The organism is Planctomycetaceae bacterium, from assembly GCA_041398825.1.
In the GTDB taxonomy this organism is placed as follows: domain Bacteria; phylum Planctomycetota; class Planctomycetia; order Planctomycetales; family Planctomycetaceae; genus F1-80-MAGs062.
In genome coordinates, this window is record JAWKTX010000010.1 from 222701 (window position 1) to 236264 (window position 13564).

Sequence of the window (13564 nt, forward strand, 5' to 3'; positions counted from 1 at the left end):
AGTGTAAAGCGACGTTTACAAAACGTCTTCTCAGGCTGCCAGGGGATCTTTGCAGTTGGGTGCCTGCACAGAGCCTAATTCCTGCGGCGACTTGGATTTCTGCGGGGGCGACACCACCCTCACAGCCAGCATAATCCATCCAGATATGTTATTCCGCACATTCTGTACCAGCAACAAAATCAGCGTCAGCGATTCGACTGATTCAGGTGCAGGTTTAGAAACGTAAGAACTTGCTGCTCATACTGGCCGGGATGGGCGGCCAGCAAGTCCACATGCCCGGCCCCCTCCACCAGCCAGATTCTCCTGGGCTCTTTGGCCGCGTTGAACAGACTGACCGTTTCTGCTGGTGTCGTATGGGGGTCATCACTTCCGGATATCACAAAGACGGGGCATCCTGCTTCACCGATCCGATCAATTGGCCGTAGATCGTCACGAGAGATTCCGAGACGAGGCGCCAGCTGCAGCAACAACAATTCAGCCGGGATGTAGCCAGGCCATTTGCCAAGCCTGCAGGAGTCTAGCGCGGTCAACCATTCGGGTTCGGCAATCTCGTATGCCATGCACCAGCACGATAATGCCCCGGCTATCAGGACAACGGCAGTGCCACCCTTTAATTGTTTCGCCCGAGTCGCTTTGAAAAGAAACATGAACGATGGGCAAGTCTGCTGGCGCTTCGCCGATAACCTGTCGTCGTGGTTTTGTCAGGTACGAACCTGTCAACCACGAAACAATCACCAGCGAAGTGGCAAGCAACGCCACAATCAGAAACGACCGAAACGCAAGTTTTCTGCCGACGCAGCGCCATCGCATGCGTTCCCCCGTTCCTTACAATGGTCCAGCGAGCCGGAAACTTGGGACGCATTATCGGGGCATTTCATCAGCACGGCAATGCACATTGATGGCCGGCGTTTCTGCTGACATTTGACGCGTCGCCGTGCCCAAATCCGGAACCGGAGGCGTCTGCCACCTGTCCGTTGAAAAACCGGGACAGGCATGCAGAACGACTGGAAACCATCGTGTTTTATGGTCTCCTGCTCAAGCCAGTCCCGTTTTCAACCGGCTGCAAAAGATCGAATCAAAGTGCGTGATTCTCAGACGGCACAGATTCTCAGACAACAAAGGCGAAGGCCGCGCTTCGATTACAGGGCATTCCCAGCATCTGGCGGTGCCTGCACTCAGCGGTCAGCATATCCTTGACCAGTTCGAGCGAAACCGTGCGTAAGTCGACATTTGCCTGAACGAGTGCATCGTAAACTGCCTGACCGGCGGAAGTTTCAAGGAGTGTCTGTTCCAGTTGAATATTGCCGATTCCCATTGGTCAATTCCTTTCGTATCCGTTTCTGCGGCTGTTCATAGCCTGAGCGAACTCTGGGACGATGTGTTACAGATTCGCATACCGCGCGCCGAAGCCGGACCCGCAAAGACAGAATCTCTTGCCAGGTCATAAGTCTCGACAAAACAACGAAATACGGCAGTATCTGCAGCGGCAGCTTTTGCCACGGAGCAGACAATCTGCAAGACTCTTGTCATCAGCCTGAGATCACGTGTCATCATCCGGACAGCATTTTTTGGGGAAGGTTCGCCGTTCCTGGCCACCAACGGCGCGCAGTGCTCATTTGGTTGAATAAGTTGCCATCCAGAGCATCTTTCGTGTGCAACTCTGACAATTCCGGGGAATAACCTTACAAATCAGTTTCTCTGTAAAACGGCCCCCGCAGAGGCATTGGAGCGGCTTCCGGCGACCCGACTTCACGAGTTGGGGATCGCCGGTATTCACGCGGGGCTTTGCATCCGTTAGCCCGATCACAGGAATTCCCCCGCCATCAGAAACCGAGATTCCCGTATGGACAGCTTTTCACTTCATTCACGCCGGCAATTGCTGAACCGAGCCGGGTGCGGATTCGGAACACTTGGCCTGATTCAACTGCTGGAAGAACAAGGGTGGCTGGAAGGCTCGTCAGCCGTCGCGGACGACGGACTTTCTCTGAACCCACTTGCATCGAAGGATGGCCATTTCGCTGCTCGAGCCAAACGTGTCATCTGGGTATTTATTAATGGCGGGCCAAGCCCCGTGGACACCTGGAACTACCGTCCCGAACTGACCCGGTGGAACGGAAAATCGATCCGGGATTTTGATCCGACGTTCAGCAACGAAACGGGTTTCTTCAAAAACGCCGTCGGGCACCTGATGCAATCACCATTCTCATTCACTCCCCGAGGCGAATGCGGAAAAATGGTGCCCGAAATTTTTCCGTGTCTGGGCGAACACGTCGACAAGATGTCTTTCCTGTTGTCCGGCTATACAGAATCCAACAACCATTCTCCCGCGTTGTTCGCGATGAACACCGGATTCGCGAGGATGGGGTTTCCGTGTGTCGGATCCTGGGTGACCTATGGACTGGGCAGCGAAAGCAACAATCTGCCTGCATTTGTCGTCATGAGCGATCCTAAAGGACGAGGCCTCCCCAAGGGAAATGCGGCCAACTGGAGCGCCGGCTTTCTGCCAGGCGCCTACCAGGGAACCTGGCTGAAGCCTTCGGGCGAGCCTGTGGACAATCTGGGTCGCCCTTTGACGATGTCTGAGTCCGGCCAGAGAAACGAGCTGAATTTGCTCCGCAACCTTAATGCGCTGCATCTGGCACAGCACCCGGCAGAGGGAGAGCTGGCCGCAAGGATCGAAAGCTTCGAACTGGCCTATCGAATGCAGTCTTCCGCACCGGAAGCCATGGATATCGCTTCCGAACCAAAACACATTCAGGAGCTGTATGGAATTGGGGAAGAACGGTGTGATCACTTCGCCCGGCAATGCCTCGTGGCTCGGCGGTTAGTCGAGCGAGGCGTGCGGTTTGTTCAAATCTATTCGGGTGGAATGGAAAACCAGCGATCCTGGGACGGACATTCGGACATCGAGGGAAATCACCGTCAGTTTGCAGGCGAAACCGACCAGCCTGTGGCAGGCTTACTCACCGATCTTTCAATGCGAGGTATGCTGGACGACACACTTGTGATCTGGTGTGGGGAGTTTGGCCGCTTGCCGATCGCCCAGACGGGAGCCAGACCGGGGCGCGACCATAACCCGCACAGTTTTTGTGCATGGATGGCCGGAGGCGGTGTCAAGGGTGGCGTGGACTACGGATCAAGTGACGAAATCGGCTACAAAGCCGCAGACAACAAAGTTCATATCAATGACCTTCACGCCACCATCCTTCACCTGCTGGGAATCGACCACGAGCGACTCACATATAAATACAACGGTCGCAGATTCCGCCTGACGGACGTTGCCGGGCGCGTCATTGAAGACATTTTGGCCTGACCCACAGAGTTAATACGCCCGTTCTTTTGCGGTTCGATTGACGTGCATCTAATCACGGAACACGTAAAAGGAGCGACAAATCATGAGCGTTGCAACCGATTCAACCCTGCGAGAAACAACTGTGAATGAGAACTCATCAACAACAATGACAGTGGCGATCTCGGGGGCAACAGGACTTGTCGGACAGGCACTCTCTCTGCGATTTCAGTCGCGAGGCGACAGGGTACTTTCGATCACGCGACGCGACGGAGACGGCTTTGACGATTCTGTACGCTGGGATCCATCGACCGGGCTCGTCAATCCAGCCCGGCTGGAGGGCATTGATGCAGTGGTCCATCTGGCCGGGGAAAACATCGCCGGCGGACGCTGGACAGACAGTCTCAAGAAGCGGCTCCGATCAAGTCGGATTCAGGGAACGCGGAGCCTCGTCGAATCCCTGAGCAAACTTAAGCACCGACCACGCACACTGGTTTGTGCATCGGCCATCGGCTACTACGGAGATCGGGGCGACGCAGCACTCACCGAAGATGCCAGCGCCGGCAATGGATTTTTGCCGGATCTCTGCCGCGACTGGGAAGCTGAAGCGATCAAAGCCGAAGAACTGGGCATGCGAGTTGTTTGCGTTCGCATCGGTATCGTCCTTTCACCGAAAGGCGGCGCGCTGGCGAAAATGATGCTGCCATTCAAGGCTGGGGTCGGGGGAAATATCGGCGCTGGCGACCAGTTCTGGAGCTGGATTGGCCTGAACGACCTGGCCAGAGTCCTTGAGTTCTGTGTCGATAACCAGCAGCTGACCGGCCCCGTTAACGCAGTGAGCCCGAACGCACTGACCAATGCAGAATTCACCCGAAATATCGGAGCCGTTCTGCATCGCCCCACGATCTTTCCGCTGCCCGCATTCATGGCAAAACTGGTGCTGGGAGAAATGGCCAACGAACTGTTGCTTGCCAGCGCACGCGTTGTGCCACAGAAACTTCTGAAAGCTGGTTTCAAGTTCGAGCACCCCGAACTGGCATCCTGCCTGAAGCATGAATTGCAATTGAAGGAGAGTTAATGAAGCGAGTCCTGCAGCTGTCCTGCATTCACTCCTGCCTATGGGGAGGGTTCATCATTCTTCTCCCAGAGCTTGCGGCGCGTGTTTACGGGTTCACCGAACCGTTGACCGACATCTTCCTCTGGAAGGGCACCGGGCTGATCATTTTCCTGCTGGGGGTCGGATATGGAGTTGCTTCGACGGATCCCCGCAAACACTGGCTTTCGGTTGCCATTGGATTGGCAGCAAAACTTCTTGGCCCGGCTGGACTGGCTCTTTCTGCATTTCAGGGTGAGGTCCCGGTATCTACGCTCTACCTGATCCCGGTGAACGACCTCATCTGGATTTACCCATTCGCGGTCATCGTGAGACAGGGTATTCACAGCGATCATGTATCCGGAACGCTCCCTCAATCGTGAAGCCATGCATCACGCCGTTGCTGGATACTGAAGAGATTCTCTCTTCGTCATCGAAAGAAAAACGTGGTCTCAGCAGTTGAGCAAAGTAACTTTCGGCGATCTTCTTTTGTCACAAAATCGATGTGATCCCGGATCAGGCGAATCGAGGACGAGTAAGTGCTGCCCTGCCCCAGTTGATATGGACAATCGCTCGCCCACATCAGTCGGTCCGGACCAAACACTTCAAACAAGCGTCTGATCATCGGTATCAATTCGTGGTGTGGTGACTGTTTCTTGCCCAATGCGTAGTAGGCAGAGATCTTGATTTTCGTGTGTTTATGCCTGGCAAGCCCACAAAGAGAAACCAGGTCGCTCTCTTCAACGTTTCCGCTGATCCCAATTCGCGCGAAATGGTCGATCACGACTGGGGTGTCCGGATAAGCAGCACACATTGCATCCACAGATGACAGATCCGATGGATTGATCAGGCAGCACATTGACTGCCGGGTCTCTGCCGACGTTTTCCACATCAACTTCATTCCCGGTGAACTGAGCCACTCAGTCTTGTTGTCGCGGGGGCCGATACGAAGACCCGTCACACCTTTTTGAAGCAAGTCCTTCATGCGAAGATCGGCATCCGGCAGCGAGTCGTCAATCATTCCGACAATCCGAAAACGATCCGGATGTCGGGTCCAGGCATCAATCAGATAGCCGTTATCCCAACCGTGGTAAGGATAGTGCTGTATGAGCACAACCCGTCCCACACCCTCTGGCATAGCGACGGCCATCAGCTCATCATCCGTGAAGCTGCGGGGGGCCAACTGATCAACGCGCACCCCTTCACGGAGTTTGAAACGACTTGTATCTGACGTCCAGATATGCGAATGGGCATCGATCCAGGGTAAGTCACCCGGAATCTGGTTACCTTCATCAGCAGTCAGAGACATGTGTGACAAGATCCCGGCTGCGATTCCGGTGGCGGTTACTACAGCCTCTCGGCGATTCATTGCTCGACTGAACGTCATGCGACCTGGCTCCTCAATCAATCACTGGATTTGTCTGCTTTCAGATCATTGGCTCTTTACGTTTGACCAACTGCACCGGAACGCCCCAGGGATCCCGCAGCATGGCAAATGTATCTCCACCTGGCATCGAATGAACGTCAGTGACCACGGTAGCACCCGCCTTTCGAAGTCGGGCAACATCCGCAGAAAGGTCGGCTGACACGAACGCCAGATGAATGGCAGCTGGTTGAATTGATGGAAAATCCAGCAGAGCAGCTTCCGTATTGCCATAGATTTCAAGCATCACGGTACCACTGTCATCTGCGAGGAAATGCGCCCAGGGAGCTTCCATCATTCGCCGCTTTACAACCAGTCCCAGATGTTCGACATACCAGCGAGCAGCGTTCAGAGGGTCTGGTACATTGATTGCTAGGTGTTCTATCTTCATGCTTTTACTATCGGAAAAGGCAAAGGTATTTCGGGTGATCTGATGCAAGAATTCATCGTCATTTCAAACCGCGTCGTACACGTTCCAACACTTTCAGAATCCCCCTTTCAGTCCATCTGCGTGCACTGCCGATTGGCGTTTTGAATGAACGAAAAGACGAGTCTTAAACCAACATCTGCAAACGCTAACCGAATTGCGAAGCGACTGGAATCACCGACATACAAAACGTGTCCCCTGCTACTCAGATTCAGACCTGTCCTGAGCGACCAAAAACTCTTTCGCGTGGATAAAAACACCGTCTGTCACAGGCTGTACCAGCCGCAAAGTCTGGTGACCTGCTGCAATTCCCCAAGTATCCTGAGACGCCTGATCGACGCGGACATACCAAAGACGGGTGAATACGTGTAGTTGTGGTCTACTGTGGTAAGAGCCGCCTGAGCATCTTCAGGACTAATTACGTCACGACCATGGCTCAACGCGCGAATACGGGCGACCCACAGCGTAGCCGGATACATCAGCGCGAGTGAGCGAAAACCTTCGACTAGAGAAAGCCCGAAGTTTGCCGCACCGCAGAAATGCAGCGCCTGGATCTTCACGCGAAAATATCGTGACATCAGTCGATCAATCTCCGGCGTTCGCCCTTTCATTCCCGGCTCTGCCGCAGCAAACCCCGGACGAATACTGCCGTTGTGAGTTCCGAACACTTCACGTGCTGATACAGGATCCGGTAAAGGGGGAATACTGCCAATGCCAGTTGTGAACCGGATACCATTCATCAACTGCCGGAACCGCTCGCCCACTCCGGCCTTCACTGTCGCTTCGGTATCGTGGCGAAGCAACTGAGCAACGATCTGACGAAACATGGTTCGACCTGTGCGCGACGGCTGAAGCACAGGTAAGTCACTGTCCGGCTGCGCACGTGCAGCCGCTTTGGTCACCAGGTTCAGAAAATCCTGAAGCTTCGGCCCTCGAATTGTTTCAAACTGCGATTGTTCAACCAGTTCCAGCCAGGACAACACTCGCATCAGCTGGGTGGCGAAGTCCACGGCGTCGTCCGTAAGACTCTCGTCAAAGGCGACAATGAAGCGATGAAAGTCAGGCCACTCGACGCATTGATCACCGTGGATTGCCGGAGGCGGAGGCATACGATGCCCATCCGGAACAACCTGTGAGGCCAGGTGCTGCAAGTCCCTGGTCTGATCGACGACACGTTGTCCCAGATTCTGAACGACGGACGGACAACTGAATCGCAGCCCTACAGCCAACTGATTGCCGGCGGGATGAAACGCAAAGGGGTAGACACGGCAGGCCAGCGGCTTCGCAGGTTCACCAAACTTTGCATGGATACGGCAAAGCCCATCCGAATCCAGAAAGATGCACGCCCCATCGGCCTGATGAGTTAGACGGTAGCGGCCCTTCCCAACAGACTGTGTGACAGAAACCCCGGCTGGTATGCCATCTTCGGACGTCCAGCCCTGACGATCAATGCGTTTCTTCTCGTCCTCAGTGATTTCGATCATGTGTTCGCGACAGCAGCCACCACAGTTGTGGCAGCTCCAGTTTTGAATCACAGGCAATTGCAATGGATTGCGTGCCATTTACCTTCCAGTGATTCGAACGTCGTCTACCCACGCGGCTTTGTTCACCGCCAGCCGCAATCGACTCTTGGTTGGATGACCAATACCTTCCGACTGAAATTTACCCACCAGCTTGTTGTCGATGGTCACAGTCATCTGGTCTCCGGATATCTGAACCGACAGCTGATGCCAATCATCAAGTGCCAAATCGACTGGAAACTTCTCCGACCGTGCGGCAATTGTCTTTTGTTGTTCCGGGGTAAGCCTGTTTTCCAATCTTGCTTCGCGGTGTTCGAGTTTCATACGCCCTGTTTTCAGATCAGAAATCTCAACGCTCTTCGGTTGGATCCGCGCCATACAGATGTGTCCCGCATGCACACTCTTTTCGTTCATATCGGCGATATTGATCCCGAGGTCGTCGCCCTTCCCCAGCTTGAAACGGAGCAAAATGGTCGCGTCCCGAAAAGCGACTTCATGATGAACGGACACGCCGTGGTCAGCGACGCTCGCCATGGTGATGTGCATGGCACCATCCACCATATCCACCTGTTTGACTCCCTTCGCACGGCTCTTACTGTTGGTCCCCCATCCGTTGCCAATCTCTTCTTTCGCGGGATCGGACTCCTCCCGATTGAAGTCATCCTCCAGCAGCACTCGGACGTCTGGTTCTTCACCCAAAGCCGGAGCAAAAGGGGAAACAACTTCAAAAGGAAGCGCATCAATCAGGAACACGCTCAGCGTACAGATTTGAAGAAATCTCATGGATCGCCCTCGCTGGAAAGAATCGAAAGCAACGGAACTCATTCCTGCTCGAATTCAACAGGGTCTTTCTGAATGGGCGCTGACTTACCCCAAAACGTCAGCTTGGCCTCATCTGTTGGCTCTTCAAGTGGGCGAACGACTCGAAAGCCGACACCCTGAGCATCAGTGAAGTACCAGATACTTTGCGGCAGCTGTGGGTCCTGTTCTTTCCATTCCAGTGCCGAACCTTCTCTCACTGCACTGCGAAGCATACGAGCAGAATCGTCCCATCCACCACCTCGCACAACTCGAGGGTACTCCGTTGTGGGTACGACCAAAGGATTGCGGACGACATCAACGGATGTTGCTCCGCCGGAACGCAATTTGTAGGCATCTGCAACATACTGATCCAGAACCCATTCAGCCACGTTGCCATGCATATCGTACAATCCCCACGGATTTGGTTTCTTTTGACCAACCGGGTGGTAGTTGCCGTCACTGTTGCCATCGAACCAGGCGTAGTCACCCAGTTGAGCAACGTCATCACCGAATGAATAAGCGGTTGATGTTCCTGCACGGCAGGCATATTCCCACTCTGCTTCCGTCGGCAGACGATAGTAGCGACCGGTCTTTGCACTCAGCCACTGACAATACATCCTCGCAGCGTGCTGAGTCATGCAGATGGCCGGGTTCGATTCCTTACCCATACCAAAACTCATGTCGGTATACGGTGGAGTCGGTCGAGTAATGGCATCGGCGACTTCATCACGCGGGGTTGCCGAAGTACCAAATGCCGCTCGGCGGTAGTAATCGATCTTTTCGCACCACGTATCGTACTGATCCCATGTAATCTCAAACTTACTCATCCAGAATGAACCAACCTCGACCGTGTGCTGCGGTCCCTCATCTTCCGAGCGTTCGGCCTCTGATAGCGGGCTGCCCATGAGAAAACGGCCCCCCTTGACAGGAACCATGTCGATCACCAGATCGGTGTGCTCAAGCGGCTCGGCATACACTTGCATGTCTTCCGGAGTCGTGGCGGACGCCCCCGGAACCTCCAGTGAGGCCGCCTTCCGGACCGGAACAGCAGCGTCATCGACCAGCTTCTGATCGGAACTGGTTTCGTCCGCGAATGCGAGCCCCAAATTGACGAGGCTCAACACAGATACTGCGAGTCCCAGGCCACCCGCAATGATGAGTGCCCTCAGGACGCCTGTTCGTCGAAGAGTCCAGGCCCGACCATCGGACGATACGCTTTTGCGGCGTAACGACATGTGCATACTTTCAGCTTGATTGACAATTGATGAACACGTTTCACGTTGACCGGACTATTCTATCCGGAATCAGGAGCAGATCTGAAGTGAAAAGAGTGGTGGAATTCTACAGTCCCAATGTCCGAAGCCGGCGGTTTGCCGCATCCGTATCAAGGGCGAGTCTCCGAGAAATCAGTGTAAGTGCCATATTCGATGGTGTCCCGGACAGTCGTTTGAAAAGACAGCCCGAATCAGAGGTCCTGCCTAATTGATTTGCATGAATGCTTGCGCAAGAGCAGGACATTTGTGCGCTGCCCTGGCCGACATAAATCCGTCCACGAAAGTGGACTCATTGCAGTGGGTCTGCTGCAAAGGAGTGCGTCTGGACAGATGCTTCAGTTCACTTGATCTGGCGAATCCTACTTGCCACCACTGCATGCCGATTCGTTGCGAAACACGTGTCACGTCTCGTTTCAGGCATGCTGTTTCACGCCTGACTACGTGGCCTGGCCAACGTTCTTAAGGAGAATCAATCCTGCGGATTGCAGTCATCCCATGATTTCCCAGGCTTCGATCAGAGCCGCATTGTTCACGAAACAATGAACTCAACCGGCGCACTCCACGCCCCACGTCCATAGAAATTGCTCGTTGCCAGAATCCAGTAGCGATAGGTTCCGGGAGCCAGGGGAGTTGTGGGCGAGTAGGACGTTGTTGTCAGGCTGGATGAATTGATGACCTCTCGCTGTGGTATATCCAGTCGATCGACCCAAACAAGATACGTGTCCGCATTGACGACGGCATTCCAGTTAAATAACGGCAGGGAGCTCGCTCCACTACCGATCGGTGTCATCGCCTGAGGGACCCCGCCCAGATTGAATGTGATGATCTCAGAGGGCGTGCCAAATTGAAAATCCCACGCTTCGGGCGTCACCTGCCAGTTCCACTGTCCCGTCCAGTCTCCGGTCGGGCTGGTCCACTGTGTACCGGCCACAATGGCGCTTTCCAGAATGTCTCCGTTTTCGTCTCGCAGGACAACGTGATATCGGCGGGCTCCGGGAGCAGCCGTCCATTTGAGCGTTGGGTAATAATCAAAGGTCCCGCCAAGCGGAGTCGTGGGTGTTGTTTCACCCAGAATCCTGAATGATTTCATGGCTGACCATTGCGACGGACGCCCTGCCGCATCGATGCCGCGGACCCACACGCGATATTCATGCCCTTCCGTCAAAGCCGGACTGATCTGCCACGAGGTCGCAGTGACGTTGGATTCCGGCGCCACGTTGTCGAGTCTTGTCGTGACATCGTTGACCCAAACCTGATAACGCACTGCGCCTTCAACCGGCTGCCACGAAATTGTCGGCGACGTGGTCGCAAAGCTCTGCGGAACAGTATTCAGTTGAACCGCTTGTTCGATGCGAAACAGATAGCTTTGCGACCAGCCGGACACTTTTCCGCGAGCGTCAATGCTGCGGACCCAAACGGCGTATCGACCGATTCCCAGATCAAAATCGGGAGTTATCCACGGATCATAAACGGTCGTGTGAACAACGCCCGAGGCTCGCGTGGTCAGATTATTGATCCACACTTCATACTTCACTGCCGTTTCGGTTTCGGTCCACGCAATCGTGGGCCGCATTTCAGTGTTGGAAGTCACACCGGTGACCGTGACTGCAGTCTCCGGCATCACCGCGTAATCCCACATCAATTGGAAGCTGTTACTTCCCCCCTCTTCCTCATACTGAATACGAATGGGATAAGTCCCGGCATTCAAGGCGATACTGCCGCTGCTCAATGTGACAGATTGTCCATTGCCATTACCCCAGTTGTTGTTGACCAGCTCCGTGGCGGTGTTCTCGAAATTTCCGTTGCGATTTACATCGATCCACAATCGGCTGTTGTCATCGCTCTTCGTATAAAGTCGGTATCCGTCATACGGGACCGAAATAAATCCGTCCCACTGGACGGAGAAGTTTTCCCAGTTGCCTGAATGACTCTGCGTTAACCCGACACCTTCGGCATCACCAAATCCTGCCCACACAAAATTGAGCGATGGATCGACGCGCGTCCCTGCGATTTGCACGGTCGGATTATTCCGCCAGTCCGCCGTCGAAGTCACAGAACGAAGGCTCTGATTGACATACGAACCCGTCAGACCCTGAATTGTCTTGCCTGCATCTGCAAAGAGAAGGTTTTCCGGAACGGGTTTCGGGTAGTAACTCCACATCAGTTGAATTGGATTGGGGCCCGTGGTGGATTCCGTCTGCAATCGAACTCTGTATGTCCCGCGGGGCAGCGGTCGAGACGGATCGCTGAGCGCGATTCTGCATCGTGCCCCAGCCGTTGTTGATGAAGATGTCATCCGCCGAAGCGAATGAACTGTCGCTGTTCATGTCGATCCAAAGTCGGCTGCCTCCGCTGCTGGTGATAGCCAGTTGTACTCCATCCCGTGGTATAGTCACAAAACCATCCCACTGAACAGAAAAGAAGTCCCAGTTGGAATCCGAGCCACGAGTGATTCCGACCGTAGCACGTGATCCCAGACTATTTTCGCTGGCGTTCACCTGCAGATCGACTCGCGTACCTGAAATCGTTTGAGTGGATCGCCAGTCAGCAGTTGATGTAACACTGCGGAGGCTCTCGTTCACATACGTTCCAATCAGACCGGGAGCTGTTAACTGGTCATTTGCAAATAGAGCTGACGAAGGAATGGGGTGCAGTCCATACGGCACATTTACCACCATTGGGATGCTGTTTAATGCGACGACGTCAGTTCGACCCTGGAACGATTTTTCAAAGAGAACCAATTCCGGATAACCATCATCATACAACCGAGGGCTCCTTATCGAGACGGCGTCAAAACTGTGTAAGGCCCCATTTGATACGCGCCCAACTGTGGCACGGGATTGGAACCAGCTGAACGGCGCCTCGTTGTTGGGACCTGCAATTCCGGCAGTACGTGGGCTTCAATTCTGTTCGACTCTGTTCCTACTGTCTGGAGCGCGAGTAGTTCTGCGACACCATCAAGATCGAAATCACCGACAATGAAATCAAACATGTTGTTCGTTCGTGGCAAAGCAGTTGTACCCTGGAACAAAGTCGAGTCGAAACGATTGTTGCCAGAGGCAACTCCTGACAACACCGTAATCTCCGTTCCAGCATTACCATCCCGCCGAATCGCGAGCAGATCCAACCGTCCATCGCCGTCAAAGTGTCCGCCATCGAAGGCCCAATTCGCGCCGATTGCCGTCAATGACGTCACGAACGGCCCTTGGAGGGTCTGGTACAAACTTGCGCCCGTTGCAACGATGATCTCTACGAACCCGGAACTTGTGTTCGATTTATGGATCGCAACTAGATCCGGATGGCTCCCGGCATTCCAATAGTCCGACAGAAACTGCCATTCGCTGGCATCTACGGCGTTGATCGGAACAGTCGTATTGATGATCGAAGACTCCGATGCTCCGCCAGCCTTTGCATCGTAGTTGTCGTAATTCCCGGGATAAGCCCTCACTTCAACCAACCCGGATTTCGTACCACCGTGAGCAATCTCAATCACATCGTGGTAGCCGTTATTATCCCAATCCACCAACTGAAACGAAGTATTCTCATCCGTTTCAGGCAGGACCGTTGGCATAAAGTAGTTGACCTGCTGAAACGGCCCGAGCGTCAGCAACTGACGAGCCTCCAGAGTTTCCGCCAGCATGCTTCTGCGACGTCGACCGCGCTTGTCAGTGACTCGGAACAATTCCAACAGACGTGAGATCTTCATGGCCTGGCTCTTTGAGAAGAGGTTGTACAGA

The 13564-nt window shown here is 54.1% G+C and carries 12 protein-coding genes; 3 read left to right on the plus strand and 9 right to left on the minus strand.

Features of this window, described 5'->3' with window-relative positions; translation table 11 throughout:
* Window positions 1-185: 185 nt before the first annotated feature.
* Window positions 186-647 carry an alpha/beta hydrolase gene (locus R3C20_18640; protein MEZ6042522.1) on the minus strand — a complete coding sequence of 154 codons (462 nt, stop codon included), beginning with the start codon at window positions 645-647 and terminating at the stop codon, window positions 186-188.
* A 461-nt stretch (window positions 648-1108) separates the two neighbouring features.
* Complete coding sequence (locus R3C20_18645) at window positions 1109-1315, minus strand: hypothetical protein (GenBank protein ID MEZ6042523.1); 207 nt, start codon at window positions 1313-1315, stop codon at window positions 1109-1111.
* 528 nt (window positions 1316-1843) lie between these two features.
* Between R3C20_18645 and R3C20_18650 the strand changes: the two genes are divergently transcribed.
* The 3 genes from R3C20_18650 (at window position 1844) to R3C20_18660 (ending at window position 4765) form a co-directional block, all read left to right on the plus strand.
* Window positions 1844-3313 carry a DUF1501 domain-containing protein gene (locus R3C20_18650; protein ID MEZ6042524.1) on the plus strand — a complete coding sequence of 490 codons (1470 nt, stop codon included), beginning with the start codon at window positions 1844-1846 and terminating at the stop codon, window positions 3311-3313.
* 82 nt (window positions 3314-3395) lie between these two features.
* Window positions 3396-4367: a TIGR01777 family oxidoreductase gene (locus R3C20_18655; protein MEZ6042525.1), complete on the plus strand. Its 972-nt coding sequence runs from the start codon at window positions 3396-3398 to the stop codon at window positions 4365-4367.
* Window positions 4367-4765: a hypothetical protein gene (locus R3C20_18660; protein ID MEZ6042526.1), complete on the plus strand. Its 399-nt coding sequence runs from the start codon at window positions 4367-4369 to the stop codon at window positions 4763-4765. Before R3C20_18655 ends, R3C20_18660 begins: the two co-directional genes overlap by 1 nt.
* 47 nt (window positions 4766-4812) lie before the next feature.
* Here the strand turns inward: R3C20_18660 and R3C20_18665 are convergent, their stop codons facing one another.
* The 7 genes from R3C20_18665 to R3C20_18695 form a co-directional block, all read right to left on the minus strand.
* The gene (locus R3C20_18665) at window positions 4813-5769 is read right to left on the minus strand and encodes an amidohydrolase family protein (protein ID MEZ6042527.1); all 957 of its coding nucleotides are present in this window, start codon (window positions 5767-5769) and stop codon (window positions 4813-4815) included.
* A 40-nt stretch (window positions 5770-5809) separates the two neighbouring features.
* Window positions 5810-6196: a VOC family protein gene (locus R3C20_18670; GenBank protein ID MEZ6042528.1), complete on the minus strand. Its 387-nt coding sequence runs from the start codon at window positions 6194-6196 to the stop codon at window positions 5810-5812.
* A gap of 302 nt (window positions 6197-6498) precedes the next feature.
* Window positions 6499-7794, minus strand: coding sequence for a YkgJ family cysteine cluster protein (locus R3C20_18675; protein ID MEZ6042529.1), 1296 nt, complete (start codon window positions 7792-7794; stop codon window positions 6499-6501).
* The gene (locus R3C20_18680) at window positions 7795-8535 is read right to left on the minus strand and encodes a hypothetical protein (protein ID MEZ6042530.1); all 741 of its coding nucleotides are present in this window, start codon (window positions 8533-8535) and stop codon (window positions 7795-7797) included.
* 38 nt (window positions 8536-8573) lie between these two features.
* Window positions 8574-9788 carry a formylglycine-generating enzyme family protein gene (locus R3C20_18685; protein ID MEZ6042531.1) on the minus strand — a complete coding sequence of 405 codons (1215 nt, stop codon included), beginning with the start codon at window positions 9786-9788 and terminating at the stop codon, window positions 8574-8576.
* Between the two features lie 568 nt (window positions 9789-10356).
* The gene (locus R3C20_18690) at window positions 10357-12123 is read right to left on the minus strand and encodes a PA14 domain-containing protein (protein ID MEZ6042532.1); all 1767 of its coding nucleotides are present in this window, start codon (window positions 12121-12123) and stop codon (window positions 10357-10359) included.
* Window positions 12124-12603: 480 nt separating this feature from the next.
* The gene (locus R3C20_18695) at window positions 12604-13533 is read right to left on the minus strand and encodes a VCBS repeat-containing protein (protein ID MEZ6042533.1); all 930 of its coding nucleotides are present in this window, start codon (window positions 13531-13533) and stop codon (window positions 12604-12606) included.
* Window positions 13534-13564: the final 31 nt, after the last annotated feature.